This is a genomic window from Loktanella sp. S4079 (assembly GCF_000967725.1).
Lineage (GTDB): Bacteria > Pseudomonadota > Alphaproteobacteria > Rhodobacterales > Rhodobacteraceae > Yoonia.
The window spans coordinates 105,364-131,790 of the sequence record NZ_JXYE01000006.1 but is presented as its reverse complement, the minus strand read 5'-3'; the positions used below and the strand labels follow the sequence as shown (position 1 = coordinate 131,790).

Sequence of the window (26,427 nt, the reverse complement as noted above, 5' to 3'; positions counted from 1 at the left end):
CGTGCAACTCATCCTCGGGACGTCAGCTTTGGCCCGCGATACCCGCGTCTTGTAACATTTCCGGATCGGGCAAATCGTGCAAACTCTCTAGCCCAAAGGCGACGAGGAACTGTTCGGTCGTCACGTATGTATAAGGCGCGCCGCGCTGCGGACTGCGCGGCCCTGTCCCAATCAGCCCTAATTCGTGCAATCGCCCAATCAAATCTCGGCTGATCTCTTTGCCAAATAGGTCCTTAAGGCCATCGCGCGTGATTGGTTGATAATAGGCAACGGCTGAGAGCACCGCAAAATCGAAAGTATCCAAGCGTGACAAAGGTTCATTCACATCCGCCGCCGTCTTGATCGCATCGGCATATGCAGCGCGCGTGCGCATCATCCAACCATCGCCAACTTTTGCGATCTCAAACGCGCGTCCGACCAGATCAGCCGATAAATCAGCCACCAGTAGATCAACCGAAACATCGCCCACAACGCGCGCCAGATCCTCGCGGGAAACCGGACGTGCCGATGCGAATAGAACCGCCTCGATCCGGTGCATCCATTCGCGCCAACGCTGTTCGGGCGGCAAATCGGACAAGGCAATATCCAAAGGTTCTTTTGCCACGCTCACACCCCATAGAGCCGAAAAGTCTTGCGCCCGGTCAACTCTCGGATCACGCCAAGCGAGACCAGCCGATCACACAATCGCCGCGCCGCGCGATCCGCCAAAGGCAAGGCCGAAGGAGCCAGCGCATCACGACTTAGGAACATTTGCACAGCATCCTGCGCGCCGGACGCCCGTAGCTTTGGGGCGACTGCGCGCAACTGCTCTGCCCGTCGGGTCACATCAGACGCAAGTCGCGTTGCTTCCCGCACCGCCTTGATCACCGCCCGATGGCAGGCATAAGCCAACTCATGATCCGATTTCCGCAAATCCGGCCGACTTAGACCAATTGCAAAAATCGGAACCAAGTCCCGCCATCCCAAAGTGCGCGCCATAACCGCATCTGCAAGGATCAACGCCCCAGCATCATCGCGCGGAGAATCCGCCAAAACCGCCTCTATCACGCGGGCCGCCGTGGTCACCGCGGCCCCGGACTTCTCGGCAAAGCACGCGTCAATTTGGGCCGCGGAAACCTGCGGTAGTGCGCGCTCCATCGCTGGCTTTGAAATTGGCCTTTCAACCGCACGCCGCCAATTCAGATAGATATCCCCCGCTGGCCCAGGTAAATCACCCGGCCGCAGCATATGCAGGATATCACGCAATTGCCCCCTTCGCTCGGGGCGACCTGAATGTGTCACACAGGCTTCTGCCGCGCGCAGCGCCAAACGATCACGCAACAGGTCAACAGGCACCGCCCGATGGTTCAGTATCTGCTGCAAATGATTGATTGCAGCACCCGCCAGAAATGCGGTGTCCTCGAGGGTCTGAGCACGGGCAACATTCACCCACCCCGGTAAATTCGGGATCACATCAGGATCAGCGTTCCATTTTGCAGCGTCTATATTCATGCCGTGACGCTAGATTTTAGCGGCGCTTTTGACAAGCCTCGCCACCCTCAACCGCCGTCACTTACAACTCGGGTGCGTTACGCGCCCCTTCGACTGGCAAAGTGAACACTCCGCCAGCCGTAGAGCCGTTTCTTAGAACGTGATCTTGGCGGTTAGGCTCAGCGTGCGCCCCGGTTCAGTGAGCGGCACAACGCGTTCGCTATCGATGCCATCTGAACTGCGCGACGCATATGTTGCATCGAACAGGTTCCGAACATCAACGCGCAAAGACAGGTTTTCGTAGTTTGTCGGCACGTATTGGGCATAAACGTCTACGACTTCATAACCCGGCAGCGGTGTTGGGGTGTCGGTATTTTCAAGGGCGATTTGTGCGGTGCCCCCGATTTCAAGCGCATCGTTCAAAGCGTACGCACCAGATAGGCCTATCATATGCCCAACAGGGCGGCCCAGATAGTAAGCTGTCGTTCCGACCGTATCGTCGTTCACGGTCACATCAGCATATGTGTAGTTTAGCGCAACAAAGCCCCAACCTGCGCTGTATTCAACCGCGCCATCAAACCCCTGCGCGTTCATCGAGGCCGTCGCACCACGTGCACCGGAATCAGGAAGCACTGCATTCAGATCAGAAATATCGGTATTGAACAGGGCACCGCGCACGGCCAAACCGTTTTGCTCGTAGCGCAAACCAATGCGTGCGGCTTCGGCACGTGAACTGGTAAAGCCGTCATACGTCCATGTGCTACGGAAATTGATCAACGCCGCTTCACCAAGCTCATAGCCGCCCCAGCTGCTTGCCAACCCAGCATTGAACGTAAGGGCATCCGTTAACGCATAGTCGATTGAACCGTTTACGCTGCCGCCGTCGTCTTTGAATGAACGACCGTCAGCCGCGTCAAATTCGGCAAAGTCATAACGGACACCAAAGGAGGTCGATACACGTGCTGTCAGGTCCTGACGGGCTTGGGCAAAGAGGCCAATGTTGGATAGCTCTTCCTTACCGCTCGACACGCGAGATGCGCCCGAGTTGTCAAAACCCTCTGCAGTTTCCCGAAAGAAATCAACGCCGGCAGTCAGCGTACCGTTGCCAAGTTGAAATTCATTTTTGACGACCCCACTCAGGCTTGTGTTCACCCCATACAACAAACCGACGTCCATGGCCTGCTCGTTGTAGCTAAGCTGAGCAAAAGGCGCGAATTGCCCTTGCGGGTTCTCGTCCGTATAGGTCAGCGTGTAGGACGTACGCTCTGACAACGCCTGATAGAGCTCCGTTTCACGGCCGACCACCTCGGCAAAGTCTGGGCGGATGAAACCACCTTGCATTGCGCGCTTGCCTTCATCGGATGTCTGCGAAGCAGCAAAACTAATCCGTTTACCCTCTTGGGTGGTAAAGGCCAGTTTTCCGATGATGTCAGTCAATTCGGGACGCGTGCCAACGATGGTGTTTCCGTCACCGTCTGCATAGTCTTCACCGGACGCGCGCGTACCGCTTAACAGGTATTCCACCCCTTGCGTCTCACCATAGAGCGCGACGGTATTGCGCAATCCTAGACCATTGTTTCCAGCAGTCAGGCTATTGAAGCCACCAAAATTGTCACCGGGCTCAAGCAAATCGCGCGCGTCTTTGGTGGTATAGTTTATCGCACCTGCGAGAGCATTCGGCCCCTGATCCGCAGGAGCGAGCCCCGCACTCACCTCGACAGATTGAAGCAGCGCGGGATCGAGCAAGATGTTCCCAGTATGGTGAAAGGCTGACTTGTTCTGGCGTGCACCGTCAATGGTCACAGACAAGAGGCTTTCCTCGATACCGTTGACAAATACCTTTTGCGCAATCGGTGCACCGCCGCTGGCTGTAACAGCGGATTCACCAGCAAAGACATCAGCAATTGTTGCTGCGTTCCGTTCTGCAATCTCTTCTTCGGTGATTGCGTCATTCCCTAGCACTGTTTGCGCGCTTGCGCCTTCGATCCGGATCGCGCCAAGGTCAACAGGGTCGGTACTTTGGGCCAATACGGCGCTAGATGCAGTTGCGAGCAATACGGCCAGAACAGCAGTTTTCTTCATATACATGAATGTTTCCTCCAAAATGAACGGCTGGCGAAAACATGTGTCTTAGTGCTGGCGAACAAGTGCGACTGTTATATCGCCATCACACAAAGGTGAAGGCAAAATGTAAACGGATACGACCGCGCTCTAGCGGCAACTTATCTGCGCGATAGACGCAAATTTGGTGGCACATCCGCACCGCAATTCATCATCACAAAAGCTGAAGACGTATTTCTTACTATTTCAGTTGGTTACATGCTTGACGTGAACAATTATTCACATTAGCAAAATCGCGACACCTCAGGATGTCTGCCAAGGCCACCATGTGACGGCCCCAGCCCTACACTATCTTATGCGAGCTTTGCTGCCTGCTTTTGCGGGCGGGTAAGCCCTGCGCAACCGTTGGAGAAAATTTTGACACATCCCCGTATCTTTTCGCGGGCAGCATTTCTGCTGGCAACGACCGCATTGTTCCCAGTTTCGGCCATAGCTCAAGAAACAGATGAAACTGGCGTCTATTTGGGCGTCGTCGTGATTGACGCGCTCAACGACGGTGGCGAAGGCGTCACCGCAACCGAGGCGATGAATACCGCAGGTGCACGGGTGGCGGTTGACCCCAAGGATTTGCCACGCGCAATGACGATCGTCCCAAGCGAATATTTTGAAACTCGCGGGGCGCGGACGATGGAGGCGACGCTGTCTTATACGCCCGGTGTCGTGACCGAGACCTACGGCCAAGACGGACGCTACGATGAATACGTGATCCGTGGGTTCGAGGCCCAACAGGTCGGCACCTATCGGGATGGAATGCCGCTACGCACGGTGGATTGGGCGTCCTGGCGAACCGAACCTTTTGCATTGGATAGTGTGAACGTGCTGCGCGGGCCGACTTCGGATCTTTATGGCATGAACGAACCTGGCGGTTTGGTGAACGGCGTATCGAAACGCCCTTCGTTTTCGCAAGGGGGTGAGGCCCGGTTCGCAGTTGCTTCGGATTTGGGTGCGCAAGTCGGCGTCGATTATACGGCACCGCTGTCAGACACGCTCGCGTATCGGATTGTAGGTCTCGCGGATACGTCGGAAACGAATTATGACGACGTTGAAACGTCGCGCGTGTATCTTGCTCCGTCGCTGACATGGGAACCATCCGACGAAACAAGGCTGACCGTCTATGGTCAATACCAACAAGACGAAGTTGGCGATACCTATATCCTGTTGCCGCAATACGGCACGCAGTACGATAACCCCTACGGCCAGCTGGATGAAAACACCTATACGGGCAATCCAGACTACAACACGATTGAAAGCACGCAAAACTACCTTGGATATGAGTTCGAGCAGGCGATCAGTGACAGGCTCACTTGGACGTCTCGGGCGCGCTATGCAACGAACGATTGGTTGAACGAAACATCATATCCGGGCGTATTTTTGAATGGGATTTATCTGGGTCTGCCCGGCACATCACCTGATCCTGCCGCAGTTGATACGGCTGTTATGCTGGATTTCTACGTTGATCAGACATTGGATCAGTTCAGTGCTGATAATGCGCTGACCTATGAATTTGGCACCGCACATGGGATTGGTTCTGTCGCTGTGGGTGTTGATCACTACACGGTTGATAGCTTTACGGAATATTCCTTTGGCTATGGTGGTGAACTGAACATCTATACCGGCGAAACAACGAATGTGCTTGCCGGATCGTTCCCCGCATCGTTGCCATCCGAGGCGCAGACGGACATCCGCCAAACCGGGCTTTATGTTGCGGGTATCGCTGACGTTGGTCCACAAACCAAGATTTCGGGCGGGCTGCGCTATGATGATGTTGAATACAGCCGCGCCGGGTATCAGACTGGTTTGGCTGGTGTCGCGACATTTGACTATAATGTCGAAGAAACCTTTGTGTCTGGCAATATCGGCGTGTCGCACGCATTGTCTGATGAACTGAGCCTGTACGGCGCCATCGCAAGGTCATTCAACGTGCCCCCAGCAGGCGTGACCGACAGCTACGCAGCGCTTGATCTAGAGGAATCTCAATCCTTCGAGGCAGGTCTGAAATACATCAGTGCCGATGGTGCAACTGATTTCAATCTCGGTGTATTTCAGGTCGAAAAGCAAAACGCGACCTATGACGACCCCAACAGCATCGACCCAACAGTGATGACGCAGGTTGGCAGCTTGCGTTCACGCGGGATTGAGGTTGAGGCGATCCATAGCTTGGACAACGGGCTGAGCCTGTTTGGGACGCTGGCCTATATCGACGCCAAAGTGGTCGATGATCCAACCTATGGCGGAAACCAAGTTGCGAGGGTCCCAGAACTGTCAGCGACCCTATACGCCCAATACGAACTGCAATCTGTGGATGGTCTGTCGATTGGCGGCGGCGCGCGTTTCACAGGCGAGCGTTACGCAGATATTTCCAACACATATGACTTGGATAGTGTCACGCTCTTTGATGCATCGATCACCTATGAATGGAATGACTGGACCGCGCAATTGACGGCGCGCAATCTGATGGACGAACGTTATGTCGCATTCTGCACAGGCACCACATTATCGCCCGGTGATCTCGGTGCACCCGCACTGAACAACTATTCAGGTGCTTGTACCCTTGGCGAAGGGCGCGACATTGCACTAACGTTTAGCCGTCCGTTGTAATGCGTAGCGTTTTCATCGCAATCGCAATGACTTTCAGCGCCGCTTTCGCGTGCGGTGCTGAAACTGTTTCGATCCAGCACCGCTTTGGGACGACTACAATTGACGGCACGCCCGAGCGCGTCGTTTCGCTGTCCTATATCGGACATGACTATGTGCTGGCACTCGGCGTGGTGCCTGTTGGTTTGCGCTATTGGTATGGACCGCACCCCTATGGGGTATGGCCCTGGGCCCAAGACGCGCTTGGCGATGCAGAGCCAGCCGTGATCTACGGTGACATTGACGTTGAACAGATTGCCCTGCTCGAACCTGATCTTATCCTTGGGCAGGCCTCTGGGATGACAGAGCGGGAATATAACATGCTATCCACCATAGCGCCGACGGTTGCACCGCTGGCCGAATATGGGGACTACGGCACGCCTTGGCAGGTTATGCATGAACGCATCGGTATCGCGTTGGGCCGTGCCGATACGGCCCGCGAACAAATTTCCGCGCTTGAGGAACGCATCGCCAAACTACGCCAAGATCACCCTGAATGGCAGGGCAGTACCGGCACAGTGGGCTGGCCCGTACGTATCGGCGCCTTTGCACAACAAGATATCCGTGGTCGATTGATTGCCGATCTGGGCTTTGCCATCACGCCCGCAGTGAATGATATGGTTCGGGGAACAAATTTCTATGTGATCGTCCCGCCTGAAACCCTAGAGCCAATCGACACAGACATTCTGATCTGGATGGATTCACCAAACCCAGAAGCCGCGCTTGATCGTATCCAACTGCGTCCCATGATGCGCGCGGTGCGCGAAGGGCGTGAAATCCTGATCGACGAAGAACTCTCTTCTGCGATGTCCCATTCCAGCCCGCTCTCACTGAACTTTGCGCTGGATTATCTGGTGCCTGTGATCGTCGCAGCCGCCGATGGGAACCCGCGCACCCACGCACGCAATGCCCACGCCAAAACAGTCGGAGCACCCGATGAGTGACTTTAATTTGGCCGTGCAAATGCGGCGCAATAATCTTCGCTACGTGCTTGGCCTTTATGTGATTGCGGTCGTGTTAATTGTCTTGCTCGCGGGAATTTCCCTGTTTTTTGGCATCCGTGACGTCGCACCGGGTACAGTGATCGGCGCGTTCACTGCCTTTGACGGCACGAACCCCGATCATGTGGTGGTTCTGCAAATGCGTATCCCACGCGCTGTGATCGCAGCGCTTGGTGGTGGGTCACTGGGTGTTGCGGGCGCCTTGATGCAAGTCTTTAGCCGTAATCCACTGGCCGATCCGGGGCTATTGGGGATCAACGGCGGCGCTGCACTGGGCGTGGTGATTGCAATTTGGGGTCTGCGTTTGGTCGATCAAACCGACCTCGTTATTCCTGCCCTTATCGGTGCGGCGATCGCCGCAGGGCTTGTTTTGTTGCTCGGCGGATCAGTGCGAAAAAACGGCCCTGATCCTACACGTTTCGTTTTGGCTGGTGCTGCAATTGGCGCGCTGTTTCTCGCGTTCACTTGGGCGATCCTCATCCTCAGCCGCGAAAGCCTGGACGTCTATCGGTTCTGGGTTCTGGGCGCATTCTCGGGTGTCAGCATGGCAAATATATCTAGCTTGCTGCCGCTCTACGCCATTGGACTTCCAATGGCTGTAATTTCAGCGATGTTGTTGAATCAACTGGTGCTCGGCGACGATACGGCACGGGCGCTGGGTGTGCGGATTGGCATCGCTCGTGTCCTGACCGTGCTGACGGTCGTCATCTTATGTGGGACAACCGTGTCGCTTGCCGGGCCTATCGCCTTTATCGGGCTTGTTGTGCCGCATGTTGTGCGACCATTCGTCGGGGCGAATATCAGCCTGTTAACAGTCGGCGCCTTCTTTGCGGGCGGTATTCTTGCACTGTTTGCCGATATTTTAGGGCGCGTCTTATTGCCGGGGTCCGAAATCGAAGCAGGCGCAATGATGGCACTCATCGGAGGGCCGGTGTTGATCCTGCTCGTGCGAATGAAGCGGGGGGTCCGCCTATGACGACGCTGAGCCTTCGGATCGGAGCCCTGTCCACGCGCCTGCCAGCGCGGTTGCTGCTGGTGAACATAGTGCTCGCGGCCAGTTTGCTAACCTTATTGTCTGTCGCGCTACTGCGCGGCGCGTATCCCTTGGGGTTGGGTGATATCCTTGGGGCCTTTGCCCGTCAGGGCGATCCAGTCATCCAGATGATTGTCTTGGAAAATCGGGTACCACGGGTGCTGACGGCGCTGGCCGTTGGTCTGGCGCTTGGCATGGCGGGCGAATTGATCCAGACCATGCTGCGCAATCCGCTGGCATCGCCCGATATTATCGGATTTTCCAGCGGTGCAGGCGTTGGGGCGATCTTGTCTGTTGTTCTGACCGGCGGAGTTGGCAGCGTCATGCTCGGTGCAATAACAGGCGGCGCATTGGCAGCCATGCTTGTTGTGATCCTCAGCTGGCAACGCGGTCTGTCGTCCGGCCAAGTCGTCGTGACGGGGATTGGCGTCATGCTGACCCTGACCGTGATCTCTGACCTTTTGCTGATGCAGGTGAACGAAAACACCGCAGCCGTACTGGTAAAATGGTTGGTCGGATCATTTGGGAACCGTTCATTTCATGATGTGCAACTGCTTTGGCTGGGGCTGGTCGTTCTGACGCCATTCATCTTTTGGCACCAGTTCACGCTGTCGCGCGCATCCTTGGACGACACTTTGGCAACCGCATTGGGCATTCGGCTCAACCGCGCGCATTTGATCACGCTGGGGCTCGCGGTTTGTGCCGTCGCACTGGCCGTTGCAGCGGCGGGACCGCTGCCCTTTGTGGCCTTTGTCGCGGGACCAATTGCCCACGGGCTAAACGGCCAATCACGACCAACAATACTGTCGGCGGCACTTGTCGGGGCGTTGATTGCCTTGCTTGCTGACGCGATCACGCAATTCTTGCCAGCCGGGTTCGCTCTGCCTGCTGGTGTCTTTACAGCCCTGATTGGTGCGCCCGTGCTGATCTGGGTTCTGATGATGCAAAATAGAAAGCGCCTATAGTTCATGACCACTTTATCTTGTCAGTCGCTTTGCCTGTCCTACGACAAAAACACTGTGCTGGACGACGTATCGCTTGATATCGCAGAGGGCGAAATCACGACCATTGTCGGGCCCAATGCCTGCGGCAAATCCTCTTTGCTGCGATGTTTGGGACGGCTGCAAAAACCAACGCGGGGGTCCGTGAATTTGGGCGATACCGCAATTCATAAAATGAAAACACGCGAGGTTGCACAGCGCCTTGCGTTCTTGCCGCAAAACACCACCGCGCCAGCAGGCATGCGGGTGATTGATCTGGTGCTACGCGGGCGCACCCCACACCAGTCGCCCATGCGCCAATGGTCGCGCGACGATGAACAACACGTACAAAAAGCATTGGAGCAGGTGAACCTAGAGGGTCGGGCAACACAGCTGCTGCAAAACCTGTCCGGTGGTCAGCTGCAACGGGCGTGGATTGCAATGGTGCTGGCCCAAAATCCGCAGATCCTGATCTTGGACGAACCGACCACCTATCTGGATTTGCCGCACCAACGCGATATCCTTCAGCTTGTGCGCGATCTACAAAAAGAAAACGGGCTGACGGTGATCATGGTGCTGCACGATATCAATTTCGCCGCACGCTATTCCGACCAGATCGTCGCGCTCAAGGATAAACGTGTTTTTTGTAGCGGTACGCCAACCGAGGTCGTGACCCAAGAAAACATGGCCGACATCTATGGCCTGGATTGCACGATCATCGCCGACCCGCACACGGGCCAGCCGCATATGATCATGAAGTGAGACCGCAATGACCACCGGAAAACATCACGCCACGACGACGATCGCGGGCCTTTCGTTTCAGGCCATGCGGCAATTGATGGTGCACGAGGCCGACGAACACGATCTGCCCATTTTGGAAAATAGCGATGCAGCAGTCTCAGTGGCGTCACCCTTTGGGAAATTCGGCATAGCTGCGCGTGATGGCGGCGTAGAGCTAACCGTCACAGGAAATGATGCCGAAGGATTGTTTTTGATCCGCGAAAATCTGGTCGAGCACCTTGAGCATTTCTTGCCGCAGGTCGCGCAAAAACTGCGATGGTCTGATGGTCCAGCTATAGGTAGCCAGCCCCCAAATCTGCATCTTGCTGAAGTCACCGCAAAGCAACAGCTTTGTCAGGATTTTGTGCGGGTCACCCTCAATGTGCCCAGCACTGATTTTTTCTCGGACGGGGCGATCCATTTTCGTTTTGTCCTACCGCATCCCGACGACCAGTCACCACAATGGCCAACGCTCAAGGAAAACGGCGCGCTCAATTGGCCCAAAGGGGACAAGGAATTGCATCGTCCAGTTTACACCGTTGCGGCGTTTCACGCCGAAAATAGCACTGTCGATGTCGACATTTTTCAGCATCCTGGTGGCCGTGTCACTGCTTGGTCTGCCAGCGCACAAACAGGGGACCGGGTTGCGCTTCTTGGACCCGCAGGAGGCAGTGTAATCGGCGAAACCAACCTACTACTATGCGGTGACGAAACCGCCTACCCTGCAATCGGACGCATCATCACAGCGCTTTCCAAAGACGCACAGGGGCATGTTTATCTGCTCAGCCATAGCGGGGCGCAGGATTACCCGCTGCCCACCCATCCCAGCCTTACGGTCCATTGGCTACATCCCAAAGACGGTGCATTTTCCGATAAGACCTTTGCGCGGTTCGAAAAAGAAAAGCAGCCTTATCTGTGGTTTGCCGCACACGCGGACCACGTCAAGAGACTGCGCACCCTTTTGAAACCTCGCAACCTACCCAAGGGCCGTAGCTATCTGGGCACCTTCTGGCACTGACCCCTTTGGCTAGCTATATTGCCCGCCCAAGTATATTGATATCGCGTCAGGATGAGGACCCAGCAACGGTATGCCAAAAGAAAAAAGCGGTCTCGCACCTCGCAAAACAGCCCATCAGGATCGCGCGCGTCTGCGCGTTGAAACAATTCTGCAATCAACCAAGACCCTGCTGAACGAACACCCATCGCATCAGGTCAATACACGAATGATCGCGGATCATGCGGGCATCTCGATTGGTTCGCTCTATCAGTATTTCCCCAAGAAGGAGGCGATTTTCTACGAGTTGTTCCGCCAATGGCTCGAGGCAACGCTCGCCGAACTTGATCGCGTGAACGATAGTTTAAGCCCTGACGCGACATACGAAGAATGCGTCGAAGCCTTCCTGCGCGGATTAACGAACCCGGAATTGAATTCGCAGTCAAACTGGAAACTGCGCTTTGCGATGTCATCTTCCAAAGAACTGGCAGCACTCGAGGAAAAACACAAAGTAGAGGTCGCCGCGCGGGTCCATAAAATCAAACAGCAATTTGGATCATCTCCTCCACCGGAATTGGCGATGCCGATGCTGCTATTGCAAAACGAATATACCGTCGCCAGCCTGATCACCCTATCACACATGGCGGGCACGCCATTCGAAGAAAAAATGTACCAAATGTGCAAGAAACTTCTGCTGATCGTCTTTGACTACGACCGCTGGGAAAACCTTCCAGCCGGTTGATACGGGTAACCCAAGTTTGCATGAGCGCCGACGCAAAAGGCCCGAACCACTGATGATGTGGCCCGGGCCTTCGATGAACTTACGTGTTTATCGTTAGGTTAGATCGTAAACACCGACCTCGCCTGCAATCCAGCTGACGCTTTCAAACAGGTGTTCTACCTCGTCGTTCAAAGACTTTTCTTCCTGCAAGAAGACCGAAGCCGAACCACCGTCGAGATCATCAAGACGTAGCGCAACGGTATCACCGCCATTTACTGTCGAAATTGACCCCAAGAAGGCGACGTCATCGTAGTCGGCGTCAAAGTCGATCGTACCAAGGTTGTGATCCAACTTGTCCTGAACGCCACTCGAGAACTCAAAGTGGTCAGACTGGCCTTCGTCCATGCGGATGACATAGACGGTTTCGGCGTCAAAACCACCGCGGCTGTCCTCTTGACGTTGCAGTTCCAGCGCAATCGTGCCGTCATCTTGGATGTCCGTCCGAACAACCACTGCCTCGGCATTGGCGTCAGAACCCACTTGCGCCAGAACAACATCTGACCCGGCCAGCTCTACGAGTGCCTCACCTGCATTGTCGGTTTGAACCCGCGTTGCAGAAACAGTGCGCCCATCAGCCAAAGTATGCGTGCCTTCGGACATCGCCATCCAACTGATTTCCTCAGTGGTATGTTTGCCGTCGAGGTAATCCCATTCTTCGATCTGATATTCGAAACCTTCGTCGGTGACGTTACGCACGCGGGCAAAGCTTTCTTGTCCGCCGTTGTTCGAAACAGGTCCCATGACAACCACGGCGTCTGGAATCTCTTGCGAGAATTTGACCTTGATCCAGTCAGAGCTGCTCAGCTGCTTTGACTCGACCCGGCCAAGCTCCATGACAGAGTCAGGCGTCGTATCTGGCGGCGTCGTTGTATCATTCGCGGCTTTGATCTCGGATTCGACAATTTCGGTGCCATTGCCCAGATCCTGTTGATCTTCAAAGTCGTAAACGGCAACGGGATCTTTGTCGCTGCCAACAGGCAACACACCAGCCAGAACATCATTCACCTGTTCTTCGCTATGTGCGCCATCCCAGATACGCACTTCGTCCAGATCACCGACAAGCCCGCGTGACATGAGTTGGCCATCACCCAATTTGTCGATGAACACCGTATCGGTCCAATCCTCTTTGGATTCCCCGACGACGTCGCCGTCTTGGTAAATCCGGACTGTGCCGCCTTCACGAACAACCGCGTAATGTGCCCAAACGCCATCTTGTGCGGCTACTTTGGAAACAGCGATATCGGTGTTCCCATGGCTCACCGTTAGATGCCCATTCTTAAAGTTCACATCAAAGTCGTTGCTACCGACAATCGCGTCAGCGACGCTAATGTTTTTGCCTTCGGCCAGCTTGACCCATGCCGCAATCGTAAAGTCATCGGAAAGCTCTACCGAAGGGATGTCCGCACCAGATGTACCAATCGACAGGGCCCAGTTCACCAGATCGCCGACATTGCTGTCACCACCGCCCGATGTCGGCGGTGTCGGTGTATCAGGCGTGTCGCCCGAACCGGTATCAGGTTCGTCCACTGGGACGTCAGGCTCTTCAACCGGAACATCAGGTTCATCTACAGGCACGTCCGGCTCATCCACCGGGACGTCTGGTTCATCGACTGGCACGTCCGGCTCGTCCACTGGGACATCTGGTTCATCAACTGGTGTGTCAGGCTGGCCCGATCCACCATCGCCCGAATGGGTCATCGCATAACTGTCCAGCACGACAATTTCATTCGATGGCAGCGAGAATTCAGAGATTTCGAACTGCTCCATAAATGCGTCGCTGTATCCGGTGACATTGATGTCGATCCGATAGGCATGGTGTTCGCCTGTCACACGATCTGTGATCCACAATGTGATCGGCATAATCCAACCGTCACCGTCACGCATGGCACCGTGATGCGCGAGCAGCTCTTCTGGCTCTGGCTGGCCCATGTCATTGGTTGTCGTGTCGATCCCATCGTAGTCAGAGTGGGTTGTCGTCGTCCAACGGTTTGAGCCCAATTGCAATGTGCCCGCGCTATCGACGATTGTGCCAGAGATGTAAATCTTGCCGTCACCCTTGCCCATCGTCAGATCAGAAGAGCTGTCAATCGTCAGCTTGGGACGATCCATCAGGTTAATCTCTGACGCGTTTTGCAGGCGTTCATCACCATAGAGATACGCCTCGATCTTGTTGTTCACATTCTTAAAGGTGAGCCCCATGTAAACGCCGTCGTGGTTCAGACCTGTGTCCGAAATCGCGGTGTTAAAGTTCTCAAAGTGTGAATTTACGATCGAGGTGCTTTCATGCTTTTGCGGCATCTTCACAGCGCGGCCCGCGCCATCTGCACCAATGAACAGACCGTTACTGATCACGTATTCGCCAGTGTAGCTAAAGATGTCAAAGACACGGTTTACTTCCCACGCAATCATGCCATCCATGTCGCTACGCAGGTCAGTTGTTGTCGCCATATCCTGACGGTGCCCCGTGTCCAACACGGTATTTACGGCGATAGCTTGGTTGTCGTGGAAACCGACGATGGCCGGTTCTTCGTTGTTGATCACGTCCTTCAGCGGGGCTGGGTCAAACTGCAACGCATCGCGATCTGGATTGTCGACACTGGTTTCAGCAGCGCGGAACATCCAACCAGTATTGGCATTTGCGGCAATGTTGTCTTGCTGAATGATTTGACGGGCTTGGTTTTCATAGGCCACACCGCTGTGACCAAAATCCGCGTCATGCTCATCCCGCTGGATCGAGAATTTGCTACCTGTGCCCGGAACGCCCGTGACAAAGTTACCGATCCACTGGCCCAATTCATCGCCGTCTTCTGACACGATACCTGCCCCATCAATGTCGTGGACAAAGTTGAAATCAATCGCCGCATTGCTTGAGTGTTGTACAATGCCCCATCCGGGTGATCCATGAACAGAGTTACCGTATAGCACGGCCATTTCGCTATCAGCGCTTGTGCCTGTCTCATGCAGGTGCAGCGGATAACGCGATGCAACGTTGTCAGTATCATTCAGCAAGCGCGATTTATCGGTGCGACCCAATTCGCTGAATTCGGCAAATTGCACCGATACATCTGGCGTGTGCATCATCATGACATGACCGCGTACACCTTCTGGGTTTTCTGATGTCAGGAACACATTGCGGGTTGAGTTGCCCACATAGATGTCCAGATCATGCCCTTCGGGCGAGGTGTGGTTATAGTCAAGCGGGCTGTCCAGTTTTACGACAACACCGTTGCCGGTTTCGCTGATTGAGGTAATCGTCCGGTATTCATCTTGAAACTTGCCCAGTTCGGTCCCCATGACGACAATCGTGTCACCAACGGCCCAGCCTTCGGTGCCACCATCAAGAGTAAGCGTGCTGCTGCCCGCCATCGCGTTACCGTCAAGCGCGGTATATGGGCTTTTCTCGTGGCCGTGGATTTCTACTTTGCCTTCGGCAACCAAACCGTGACCAACCTGCTCTGGGTCCAGCGCCAGATCAATTTCGCCATCAGCAAAAATCATCTGTGCCTTAACGTCAGCATCAACAGGGTTGTCGGCTGTACCAATTGTCAAACGTGACATTGTTCCCGTGTACAGCGATTCAACCAACATATAGGTGTCTTGGTTTGTTGCGAAATCGAGCGCTCCGTCGACGCGTACAACCTCTAACCGGACATCCGAAGTCGAGTCATACTCCACTTCGATGCCCATGGGGATGTGTACCTTGGCGTCTTCGGTTGGAATACGCCCGCCTTTCCATGTGCTAGGATCAGTCCACGCACCGGACGAAACTGCAACATGGGTCGCATCATTTACGTCAAACAAAGCGTCAGTCATGCCGTGCGCCATCATAGCGCCGTCTGTGTCGTTCATTTCCATTTCAATCTTCCCGATTGGGCTCCGGTGGAGGAGCCAAAGTTTCGATTGTCCGTCTTTCGCGCTCGGGGCAGTCAAAGTAATATTAAGAGCGGTTCCCGGTGGTCGGAGCCTCTCTGAGCAGAAAGACGGTAGATTTAGTCGTGAGTGTGTGTAGGCGGAGTAGCTCGCCTATAGGTTGTATAGCCACACAAGAGTACGTGAAATGGGGCGGTAAATGTGTCAAAATTAGGCATTAGCTAATCCAAATTGTGTCATCGAATTTATCCACAGTCTTGGCGCTCTGCGCTGTTTCTCTTCACATGATCCTTCTTTGCAACCCGCAAGAAATTCGTATCGGTAACCAACCATCGTCAGCACCAAATTTACCGGCCCCAAATTACGAGGCCGCGCTTTTACTAATGTGATAGCCTCCAGACATGGGGAAATTGGCATGTTTCGCTGCACGCGGCAGTTGTGAGCGGATTTGTGATGATAATCTGGCGTATTTCGGCTGATTATTGCTCATCTGAGTTTTGACCCAACGTAAAATTTAAGCATCACGATCTTGTTTGCGTGAAATTCCACCATCAAAAACGGGTCAAAAGAGCTCAATTAAGAACAAAACCGACCATAACGACGAATCGACCCACATATGGAAACGGTGTAGCCGAGCCCCCACTGTCCACCTAGACCAACTATGGCATAGAAGGTGTATCCGCCCCTAAATTGTGTCCTTTCTGTGACTTTTGTCACAGTTTAGCCACATATCGCCGCGTGAAAATTGGGCGCGAAACTTACGTAAACGTAAAATTTCGCCTGCTCATCACGCAGATGATTCTGAATATGTGGGGGATTCGGACGGCTACTGGTGCGCCTGTGACAGCGCGTCCCGTAGCAATCCGTTATCCAATCGGTCGGTTACTTGGCGCGCGGCATCAACCATCGTTTCGCGCCTTTCAGCGTCAGTCAAAAGCTCTGCCACAATTTGCGTGAAATGATCGTCGGATTGGGCAATCGCGACCAAACCATCCAACGCGTCACCAAAAGGATCAATCGCGCCAGAGGTCACGATCACCGGCAAACCTATGGCCAGATAATCGACGACCTTGATCGGAATGCCACTGCCAAATTGCATTGGCGCGACACCAATCGCATCGGGGCTGGCAATGCTGGAAAGATCCTCAACCCGCCCAATCAATGACAACCCCTCTTCTGCCGCCTCTGCGGAGTCAACAGTTGACGCAATCGACCCGACAACATGTAACTTTGCCTCAGGCAGTTTTTCACGCAGTTTCGGCCAGACCTCTTCGCGTAGGAAAGCCAAGGCACGGTGATTGCCCGCGTGTTGTGACCCCATAAACACCGCGTGCGGCGTTGTGCGTTGGGTCGAGGCTGGAAAATTCGCAGAGACTGCCGGACGCATCCATATGTGTTGGTGGTCCGGCATGACCACGCGCAACCTCTCTTCTTCGACGCGGCTCGCATGGATCAGCAGATCCGCTGCATCGCATCGCGCTGCCTCTTGATCTAGCGAAACAACCACATGATCCGGGTCCATCCCCCGCGACCGAAAACTTTCGGCACGAAGCGAAAATAGATCATGTAGAAACACGATCCGCTTTGCTTGTGGAAACGCAGAGAGCATCGGCGCAAAGCTACTGTATTCTGCGGTTACAACGTCAGGCGCATACGTCCTCGCCCGATCGACGACCTGGCGCGCCTCGGCGGGGGATAGCTCGGCACCAAGCATACTGGGGTACGGCGCATGTTTTCGGCCCGTCAAACGGCGCGCGACCTCTTTCATGCTGCGGATCAAAAATCGCCCCCAAACGGCCGGTGACGTCGAAACATAGCGCCCCGCGACCTGAACCGTAACAGCCCAATCGACACCATCGACCAATTCGACAAACTCTGGATGAATGCGCGCAAAGGGAAGATTACCAAAGGACCTGCGCGGCGCAAAAATCAGTTGGGTCGACAGCCCGGCCTCGCGACAAATCTTGAGATAAGTCTTAAGATACTGGCTGCTGCCAGTCTGCATCCCATCCAACCGGCGCCCGACCAGAATGACATGGTTTGGTTTACGATTTGCGCTGCTCACTGGTTCGCCCCAATCCGTTTACCTACTGCCTCCGCCAGATGACCAATCAGACGTCCTGTCGTTGCAGGATGACGCAACAGCTGCGCGACAGCGCCGCCAAAGCGCTTCGCCTTGAGATCGCCCATGATGCTTTCTGTGGTCATCAAGCGTTCGATATTCTTGCGTCGCCGCGCCAAGAACCGAAGTGCCACCGCTTGCGCATTCGCATCAAGCTGACGGCCTGCCACATCATCCGCATCCAAAAGGGCTCGCAAATGATCATGGCGCGCACGTGCCGAAACCGATCCAGCGCGGCGCGTGTAATGATACCCCGGCATGGCCGTAAAATGCAGTTTTGCCCCTGCGATCAGGGATGCCAGCACCAAATGAAAATCCTCTCCGTTCCGCAGAGCTGCATTATAGGTGACACCAGATTTAACCAGAAACTCGCGCGAGATAAGCGGCTTGGCATAGCCAAAGCTCAGTTCGCCGCGCTCCATAACATTCAGGCCAACCCAGTCGGCCAAAGTAATCGCGCCCGCACTACGCCGATCCGATAGGCTTGGCTCTTCCAGAATTTCACCGTCGGGCCGCATCGACACGAAATCATCAATGACGATATCGGCATCAGCCCGCTTGGCCGCATGCACCATATTTGCCAACCGATCCGGGGCAAAGCTGTCATCGGAATCCAACACCGCAATCCAATCGCCCTTGGCGCGGGCCAACGCTAAATTGCGTGCACCCCCCGGCCCCAAATTGGTGGGGCTGGATATTGGAACAATCGCGTCATTCTGGGCCGCAAGACTATGGATGACGCTGCGCGTGTCGTCAGTCGAAGCATCATCCACCACGATAACTTCGATATGTGCGCCTGATTGCGCCAAAGCACTATCAATGGCCTTTTGCACAAAAAACGCTGCATCATGTGCTGCGATGATAACAGAAACAAAGGGGGGAGGTGTCATTTCGACCGCCGCCCTTTGAAATCCGCGATCATCGCATAATCAACGGCATAGCGTTGTTCTAACGTTTGGCGCAGCGACAAAGACAAAAGACTGGCGTCATCCGGCATGTGCCCGTGGACCGCGTATTCTTGGCGGATATCACGAATTGGCATGTCTGCTGCACCGGGAAAGTCGACCAACTTAACATCTGATGTGCGGTTAACTGGGCGCTTGAAATATTGCCCGGCCAACTCTGGCCCGACCACATTGATCATGTGGTCATACAGACCTTTGACCGGGATCACGTCGGTATAGACCGCACGGCGCAAATGTACCGACTGCGGCTGCACGTGCCGGTCAAGCCGCTTGAAATCACGCTGCAAGTAGCGCTCAACAAAATAGCGAAAACTCGCATTAACAGGCTCACGCCCCTCGAGCGCGACAAAGTTGCGATGAATATCCTCTGCGCCGTTTACGGCGATGAACTTGTTGCGAAACATCGACATGATCCTCTCCACCGGATCGCGATAGACAACAATCAGGTGGTCACATTGGTCGAAATCGGCCTCATGCATAACATGATGACGACGCATAAAATCGATGGGCCGCTCGTCTGGCCTGCGATCTGCCTGCGCCGGCGAAAGATCCAAAAACATGCGTTTAAAGCTTGAGCAGGCATTTTTGCGGATATAGCAATATCCGAGCAGTCGATCATTGACGCGCAAGGCAAAATGGTTTCGCCCCTGCCCACGCAGCCTGTCCCACTTCGTTTGCAGCGGCGCGAGCCCAACCTTATTGATCAGTGTTCTGTTATCAAACATGTGTGATTCGCCATGGTTGTGCCGACATTCGCAACATTCGCGCGCCGACATTAAGCGCCAAAGCAACACCTGTTTGAAATTTGGCTTGGAAATTCTTTGCACTTAACCACGGCAAAGAATTGCGACGCCTGCACCCGGCCACGACGCGATCTGGATGCTGAAAAATACCACGCACAGAACGCTTTAGGTCGCGATAACCTGTGGAAAGCCAGACAAATAAGGATGTGATATCGTCCAAAGACCTCAAAGATGGCAGAAAGCCAAAATCAGATTTCAGACAAGCGTTCACAAAAACTTTGGTTTTGACACTCGCCATATGAATAACCTTAGAATAAATTTAACGGGCAAAGCCTAAACAATAATTCTAGTGTCATTCATGTCGTAACTTATCGCAAGCTTTATCATTTTCATTCTCTGCGGTGCCACTTTATCGGCGCGCATCTGTTTGGATGCAGCGACACTTTATTAAGAAAGGGTCAAATCTAGCGGGTTACAGCGGCAATTTTTGCACACGCGCCCATTCACTGTCGACTATTGTTATCTATTAGACGGGATTTTTCAGATGATCGTTTCGCATCGTCATAAGCTCATTTTTATTAAGACCCTCAAAACGGCTGGCACCAGCATCGAAATGGCGATCGCCAATGAATGCGGCCCCGCTGATGTCGTGACACCCATTTTTCCTGCGGTTCAAGGTCACGAACCACGCAACTGGCGCGGCTGGTTCGCACCCTGGAAAGAGGTGCATTCAGCGACCGACCTTCGCAAAAACCTGCGCGAATGCTGGCAACGCAAGCGCATGTACAACCACATCCCCGCACGCTTTGCCCGCGCACGGATGCCCAAGGATATCTGGGATAGCTATCTCAAGGTCGCTGTGGATCGAAACCCGTGGGACAAAACCCTGTCGCATTATCACATGTTCCGAAACGCAGATTGGCATCGGCACTATGATCCGGAGCTCACTTTGGATGGTTATATCGACAAAGGGGTCTACTGCCACAATGCGCCCTTCTATTGTGATGTCGAGGGGAACGTGATCGTGGATCGCGTCTTGCGCTATGATCAACTTGATCAGGAATTGCCCGCCCTCTTTAAAGAACTCGACATCCCCTACAGCGGCCTACCCCAAGCCAAGGCAGGTATCCGCAAGGACCGACGGTCCTACCACGATGTCTTTGACGGCAAACAAGCCCAATTCATTCAAAATGCCTTTGCCCTAGAAATCCGTTTGCACGGATGGGAGTATTAATATGATTTTTTCGCGTTCGATTTCCAACTTCCCGACAATCGGTATCGCATCGCTCTTGGCCCTATGCGCCAGCACCGCAGATGCACAGCGGCAGCGACAATTCGGCGAACCCTTTATGACGGCATTCCCCTTTGCCGGGCTTGGTTCACAATGGTGGGTCGCCCAATACGATCACCCCGCCGATTGGTTCCAAACGGGTTGGCGCGCCAGTGCAATAGACTTGAACGCCACAGGCATCGGATTCAGCCTCGATCCAACTGATCCCGAAAACATCGTCGAGGCCTCGGTGCTCGAAGGAGACGATGGAACACTTATGAACACAGGGCTTACCTCAAAACCCTTTACAAGCGGTCAGGTCCAACGGCGCAAATGGTACGGATATGGCCGCTATGAGGTCATCATGCAGCCCGCTGTCGGCGAAGGTCTGATCTCGGCGTTTTACCTTTATACGGGACCATATTTTGGGGACACGCACGAAGAAATCGACATCGAATTCCTTGGCCGGGATACCAGCAAAATATACCTAAACCGCTATCGAGACGGGCAACAGCTCGAAGAACCCTCGTGGACCGACCTTGGCTTTGACGCCAGCGAAAAACCACGCCTCTACGCCTTTGAGTGGAGCGAAGACGCGCTTGTTTGGTACGCCGAAGACCAAGAAATCTTTCGCCTCGACGGCGCAGATCAAATCCCGCGCCCACCGGCAAAAATCTACATGGACCTTTGGGCCGGTGGACCGGGCCAAGCCGATTGGGCGGGCGAAGCAACGCCAGATTCTGCGGGCCACGCGATTATTCAATGCGCCTCATTCAGCCCCGCTGACCAAGACACCGCACAATGCAGTGATCTTGCGGCCAAGGAATAGCTATTCCTCGGACATTTGCAGCGCCAGTTCGACCTCGAACACATCGCCCGGCAGGATTGGTTCGTCCGGTCCCACCGGCACCACAGCGACCGAACCGCCATCATTCCGGCGGACCTGCATATTGGTCACAAACACAGTGTTGACGGGGCGCACGCCGCTCATTGCCGCTAAACCGGCAAGCATCTCTTCGCGCTTGGACTGCAAAACGATCTCATGGCGGGTGTTCTGCAATTCAGTCATGATTTGCTGACGGCGATTGTCCTTCAGTTGCAACAAATCACGTTGCGTTTCACCAATCCTTTGGCGGGCGCGGAAAATTGCGGTATTCAGGTCCAATTCCTCGGCGTTTTGGTCCATCAGGTTTTGTTCCATCGAAATAAGCCTGCTCGCTGGCACTAACCCGCGCTCTTCAAGCGATTTCAGGTTTTCCACCTGCTCACGCGTTAATTCCAGCTGTCGCTGTTGGCCCGCCAATTTGCTTTCCAGACTAGCCAGTTCCGTTGCATAAAGCGCAATCAACGCCTCGTTTGATTCAATTGCGCGCAATTGGGATTCAATACGCATCACCATAATTGCGCGTTCGTCTTCTTTGATGCGATCCACAACATGGGTCCCGTCCGGGTGATAAATCGGATCAGGGAAATCAATATCGCTGGTACCAGTCAGTTCCGCCTGAAGCCGCGCACCCCGCGCGCGCAACTGCGCCAACTCAACCTGAACCGATTGCAGTAGATTTATCTCGCGAAAACCACTGGCTTCGTCGAATGCTTCCTCTCGGGCGCGCAATATCCCACCCGCTAGCGCCAAAGCCTTAGTCGCCGTCAAACCAGGCTGCCATTCATAAGACCCCGGATTGCTAACATCGCCCGTAATGTAAACAGGGCGGTATTCGATGATCTGCAATGACACGGCGGGCAATTGGAATAGACCCGCAGACATTTGCAGACGCTCTGCAACCGCCGCGCCCAACTCTTCTGGTGATTGGCCAGCCGCAACAACACTGCCAACGACAGGCAGCGACACCATCCCACCAGCAGACACTGTGTAGTCGCCGCTGATGGCCTGCATCGGAACATAAGTCGCAGTGGCATCATCCCATGTTGCAACGCGAACCGAAACAACGTCCTCGGCCCCAAGCAGATAAGTATCTGCACCCGCGACCACCGGACAAATGAACAAGAATGCGCAAATCAGGCTGTTACGCAGACGGCGGAAAATTGTCATGAACTTGCCTTTCCAGCACGGGTCGCCTTGCTAAAGCCGGCATATTCGTAGTTCCGCTCTGCGCTACGTTTCACCTGCGTCATCACGGCAAACATATTGTCCGCAGCAAGATCACGCAGCTTTTGCACGCAGGCCTCGACCGTCTGACGTGCTGTCGCATTCCACCGTGAAGTCACGACAATCGCATCCGCGTCACGCACGAACCGCAAGGCAATCGCTGATGAAAGGACAGGCGGAGCATCAACCACGACGTAGTCGTATTTTGCCGTGATGGTCTGCATCAACTCTTGTTTGCGGCGCTCAGACATCAGGCGCGGATCGGTCTGAGCAGCGCTGGACAGGGTCAAAGTCGGCACGCCCGCTTCGGTGCGAATAATCTGGATTGGATCCCAATCCGCTGACGGGGCCTGTTCGGGCTGGGTCGCACTGCTATTCTTTGCATCAATCAGCAATACGGATTCTTCCTGACTGGCCAACGCATCCGCAAAGAGCAATGCCACTGTCGATGCCCCCTCGCCCGCGACGGCAGAGGTAACAACAATTGTCCCCTTATCCTTGTCCATAACGTTCAACAGGAACGATGAAACGGCATGCCCCTCTGAAATCACCGTCAGCTCATCATTACCCATCTTCGACTTGTTGCCGATACGCAAATTATCCCGCAATCGGCGCAGTCCCCCGGTTGAGATTTTGCTAAAGCTGCCAATAACGGGAAGCCCAGTGACCTGACGCAACTGCCGCTCGGTCTTGATGTTGTTGTTCACCGCTTCGATCAAGATCGCGACGCCCAACCCAAACAACAGGCTCGCTACACCAGAGGCCGCCAACAACAGCAACGAACGGGGTGCGCTCGGGAATTCTGGTACCTCGGCATACGACAACAAACGCACTGTAGATTGCTGAAGCGCCCGATACTGCGCAGATTCTGTCGCGATGGTCAGAAACTCTTCATAAGCGATCCGGTTCGCGTCAGCGATACGACGCAGCTTACTTAGTTCAACAGCATTGCGCGACCGGGTCAGCATCAGCCCCTCAAGATCCAGCAGATCGTTATTGATCCCTTCGGCAATCGTTTCGGCGATGTTTAACTCTGTCTCGTATTCGGACACGATACGGGCGGTTTCGATCTTGGTCTCTTCGGAAATGCGATTAATCACCGCATCAATGGCGCGCACTTGGCTGGATTCCGGACCAAACAATTCGACCGCCCGGCTACGATCGATCCGCAACTGCGATAGCTCTTCGCGGACATTGCCCAAAATCGGAGAGCTCAGCACATCAGCGGCCGTGACAGCGCCGCGATCTGACACGATCTCTAGCACTTTGCTATATTGCGCATCCGCACGCACTACATCGGCACGGGCATCGATCAAACGACGACTGAGGTCAGTGATCTGACTGGCAAGACGGTCAGCACTGATATTATCCACGCCCATGACTTGCTGTTGAAAATCGACAACATCGGTCTCTGCCTTCTCCAAATTGCGGCCCAAATCATCCACCCGGTCACGTAGCAATAGCACCTGCTCTTCGATGGCATCGCCCCGGATATTCAAACTAAACCGCGTGTATTCCGCTGCTGCCGCATTCGCGATCCGTGCCGCAAGCGCAGGATCAGTCGATTGTGCCGATACGCCGATCACATAACTATTGCCTAGCTGCGCAACCCGGATCATCCGGCTAAGCTGTTCGGCAGTTTCGCCGTAACGCTCAAGATCGGCAGCCAGCACCACAAATGCGGCCTCTTGGGTCGGATCGTTGGACTGCCCTTCTACAGGGGTGTCGCCCTCTGCGGTTTCACCGACGGTTTGTGACGGCGCCTCGGCGACCGGAACTTGCGCAGGAGCGGGCATGATCAACCCCGCGACAAATCGCTTTGCGCCACGCAACATGCGCACGGGCCAAATCGGCGGGGCGGGCGGTTCGATCACCAATGTGCCGCTCTCAGCCTCAAGCCGCTTGACCACCTCGATCATAAAGGCCTTGGACTGCATGGTGATGATTTCTTGTTGCACCAATTGTCGGCTCAGCGGCACACCGGTCACAAGGTCCGCAATCGGGGTACTTTGCTGGCGTTGGTCAATCAATGTCAGCTCGGCGGTGGCTGTGTATCGGGGCTGCATCGTTGTCAGCATTGCGCCAACCAGCACCACAATAATCGCCGCAATTCCCGCAATCAAAAGCCAGCGCCGTTTCAGAAACAAAACCACGTCTGTGACACCAAACGCATAATCCCGCGGGGTCGCATCAAGCGGGTCATCGACCATAAAATCAAGAGCCCCATACTGACGATTCACTGTAAATACTCCGAAAATAATAACTCATCTAAGATAGAAAAAAGGATGGCAAATCATCCCGGCGATAGGCAAGTTCTGAATCTCAATGCCATGCTAACACGCGATACCTTGCCATACTGACCGCAGATCACGCCCAAGCAATTCAGACAAACCTGCGTTTCGCGCAGAAAGATGCTGTTCTAGGTAGGCGCGGGTTTCATCGGACATTGGCAACGGGCGATCAGCGGTCATCAATCGCGCGTTCACATGCTTAAACCACCAATAGTGAAGCTTGTTGCGCACCCGGTTTGGCTGCGCTGTTTCTGTTTCCATATGGTTGCGGTATTTACGCCGCACGAGCGGCCCACCCACCACATTGGCGGCACGCTGCAGGCGCAAACTGGCAGGATACTTGGTTTTGTTGAACCATGTCTTTTCTAGATCAATCTGCATTTTGGGCGCACCGATAAACGCGGTGACCTCATCCACGCAGGCCTGATTATCATTGCGAAAATCCTCAAACAGGCACACTTTGACCTGATCTCGTCCGAACTGATCGTAGAACCGACGCAGACCCGTCGCATAACCGGACCCCAATAGGATTTGCGGAAATCGGATTAATGCCTGCTCAAAACTCGCCGTCGTCCGCGCGGTTTTGACCAAGTGCCAATACTGCGAATAGGCACGTTCAACCGGATGACGCAGCATAAAAATCAGCTTCACATCTGGCACGATTGCATGGATGCGCGCCGGAGCCACCTCTGACATCAGATAGGTCGTGGAATCTTCGCCAATCCAACCCGCCCCATGCTGATCAAAACGGCCCGCATACCACGCAAGGTTCTCATCCGCCTCAGGGCATGCGCTCCACCAAACGAGCCGATCATGATCAACCCGCAAAAAGTCAGGATGAGACACAGGATCATCAGCGTCGAAAAAATGAACCTCGTCATGTGGAATCGCAATGTCATCATGCTGATCCAATATAAAATGCAGCGAGGTCGTCCCGCATTTTGGTGCGCCGCCAATGATGAAATCCGGATACCGCCGTCCACCAGCGCTTTGTTCTGGAACAGCGGATTCAATCCGGTCAGAACCCGAATAAGCCAACCAATTAACTCCGACAAACCTGCCACAAACCAATGGCAGAAAGTGAAAATAAGACGTTCTATAATCAGTCTTTTTTACGATATTTTATCAATCAGGTCAACGAATACACGTTCAAACCACGCCCCTATTTAGGGCGCACCAGATGATAATTGCCGACCGATCGTGATATTTTGCGCAAACGCTAAAATGCCGATAGACTTTTTTCAGGCCGACGAATCGCGGCT

General features: G+C 54.3%; 19 protein-coding genes. 9 read left to right on the top strand and 10 right to left on the bottom strand.

The window, feature by feature from the left end; genetic code table 11:
- Positions 1-22: 22 nt before the first annotated feature.
- The 3 genes from scpB to TW80_RS13825 form a co-directional block, all read right to left on the bottom strand.
- Entirely contained in the window at positions 23-538 is a 516-nt protein-coding gene (scpB, locus tag TW80_RS13835; protein ID WP_084625818.1) for an SMC-Scp complex subunit ScpB, read from the bottom strand.
- Between the two features lie 68 nt (positions 539-606).
- On the bottom strand, positions 607-1,491 hold the full coding sequence (locus TW80_RS13830; RefSeq protein ID WP_045998018.1) for a DUF1403 family protein: 885 nt from the start codon (positions 1,489-1,491) through the stop codon (positions 607-609).
- 132 nt (positions 1,492-1,623) lie between these two features.
- Positions 1,624-3,558: a TonB-dependent receptor domain-containing protein gene (locus TW80_RS13825; protein ID WP_239450555.1), complete on the bottom strand. Its 1,935-nt coding sequence runs from the start codon at positions 3,556-3,558 to the stop codon at positions 1,624-1,626.
- 390 nt (positions 3,559-3,948) lie between these two features.
- Here TW80_RS13825 and TW80_RS13820 point away from each other — a divergent pair, with 390 nt between their 5' ends.
- From TW80_RS13820 to TW80_RS17710, 7 genes are all read left to right on the top strand, one after another.
- A complete protein-coding gene (locus tag TW80_RS13820) occupies positions 3,949-6,189 on the top strand; it encodes a TonB-dependent siderophore receptor (protein WP_157033280.1) in 2,241 nt (746 codons plus the stop codon).
- Positions 6,190-6,215: 26 nt separating this feature from the next.
- Entirely contained in the window at positions 6,216-7,169 is a 954-nt protein-coding gene (locus tag TW80_RS13815) for an ABC transporter substrate-binding protein (RefSeq protein ID WP_052701014.1), read from the top strand.
- Positions 7,162-8,202, top strand: a complete 1,041-nt coding sequence (locus tag TW80_RS13810) for a FecCD family ABC transporter permease (RefSeq protein WP_052700996.1) — start codon at positions 7,162-7,164, stop codon at positions 8,200-8,202. Before TW80_RS13815 ends, TW80_RS13810 begins: the two co-directional genes overlap by 8 nt.
- The gene (locus TW80_RS13805) at positions 8,199-9,224 is read left to right on the top strand and encodes a FecCD family ABC transporter permease (RefSeq protein ID WP_045998015.1); all 1,026 of its coding nucleotides are present in this window, start codon (positions 8,199-8,201) and stop codon (positions 9,222-9,224) included. Before TW80_RS13810 ends, TW80_RS13805 begins: the two co-directional genes overlap by 4 nt.
- 3 nt (positions 9,225-9,227) lie before the next feature.
- Positions 9,228-10,001 (top strand): ABC transporter ATP-binding protein, encoded by a 774-nt coding sequence (locus TW80_RS13800; protein ID WP_045998014.1) that lies wholly within the window; start codon positions 9,228-9,230, stop codon positions 9,999-10,001.
- Between the two features lie 7 nt (positions 10,002-10,008).
- The gene (locus tag TW80_RS13795) at positions 10,009-11,037 is read left to right on the top strand and encodes a siderophore-interacting protein (protein WP_052700995.1); all 1,029 of its coding nucleotides are present in this window, start codon (positions 10,009-10,011) and stop codon (positions 11,035-11,037) included.
- Positions 11,038-11,107: 70 nt separating this feature from the next.
- Positions 11,108-11,755, top strand: coding sequence for a TetR/AcrR family transcriptional regulator (locus TW80_RS17710; protein ID WP_052700994.1), 648 nt, complete (start codon positions 11,108-11,110; stop codon positions 11,753-11,755).
- 93 nt (positions 11,756-11,848) lie between these two features.
- On the opposite strand, the gene TW80_RS13785 is transcribed toward TW80_RS17710, so the two are convergent.
- The 4 genes from TW80_RS13785 to TW80_RS13770 form a co-directional block, all read right to left on the bottom strand.
- Positions 11,849-15,649, bottom strand: a complete 3,801-nt coding sequence (locus tag TW80_RS13785; RefSeq protein WP_045998013.1) for a LamG-like jellyroll fold domain-containing protein — start codon at positions 15,647-15,649, stop codon at positions 11,849-11,851.
- 841 nt (positions 15,650-16,490) lie between these two features.
- Positions 16,491-17,729: a glycosyltransferase gene (locus TW80_RS13780; protein ID WP_045998012.1), complete on the bottom strand. Its 1,239-nt coding sequence runs from the start codon at positions 17,727-17,729 to the stop codon at positions 16,491-16,493.
- The gene (locus TW80_RS13775; RefSeq protein ID WP_045998011.1) at positions 17,726-18,676 is read right to left on the bottom strand and encodes a glycosyltransferase family 2 protein; all 951 of its coding nucleotides are present in this window, start codon (positions 18,674-18,676) and stop codon (positions 17,726-17,728) included. The genes TW80_RS13780 and TW80_RS13775 overlap by 4 nt, the downstream gene beginning before the upstream one ends.
- Positions 18,673-19,476, bottom strand: coding sequence for a sulfotransferase family 2 domain-containing protein (locus tag TW80_RS13770; RefSeq protein WP_045998010.1), 804 nt, complete (start codon positions 19,474-19,476; stop codon positions 18,673-18,675). The genes TW80_RS13775 and TW80_RS13770 overlap by 4 nt, the downstream gene beginning before the upstream one ends.
- 562 nt (positions 19,477-20,038) lie before the next feature.
- Between TW80_RS13770 and TW80_RS13760 the strand changes: the two genes are divergently transcribed.
- Complete coding sequence (locus TW80_RS13760) at positions 20,039-20,728, top strand: hypothetical protein (protein WP_157033279.1); 690 nt, start codon at positions 20,039-20,041, stop codon at positions 20,726-20,728.
- Position 20,729: 1 nt separating this feature from the next.
- The gene (locus TW80_RS17705; RefSeq protein ID WP_052700993.1) at positions 20,730-21,593 is read left to right on the top strand and encodes a family 16 glycosylhydrolase; all 864 of its coding nucleotides are present in this window, start codon (positions 20,730-20,732) and stop codon (positions 21,591-21,593) included.
- Here TW80_RS17705 and TW80_RS13750 read toward each other — a convergent pair whose 3' ends face one another.
- From TW80_RS13750 to TW80_RS13740, 3 genes are all read right to left on the bottom strand, one after another.
- The gene (locus TW80_RS13750; protein WP_045998007.1) at positions 21,594-22,817 is read right to left on the bottom strand and encodes a polysaccharide biosynthesis/export family protein; all 1,224 of its coding nucleotides are present in this window, start codon (positions 22,815-22,817) and stop codon (positions 21,594-21,596) included.
- Positions 22,814-25,114: a GumC family protein gene (locus TW80_RS13745; protein ID WP_157033278.1), complete on the bottom strand. Its 2,301-nt coding sequence runs from the start codon at positions 25,112-25,114 to the stop codon at positions 22,814-22,816. Before TW80_RS13745 ends, TW80_RS13750 begins: the two co-directional genes overlap by 4 nt.
- Positions 25,115-25,207: 93 nt before the next feature.
- Complete coding sequence (locus TW80_RS13740) at positions 25,208-26,203, bottom strand: sulfotransferase family protein (RefSeq protein WP_045998005.1); 996 nt, start codon at positions 26,201-26,203, stop codon at positions 25,208-25,210.
- Between the last annotated feature and the right edge of the window lie 224 nt (positions 26,204-26,427).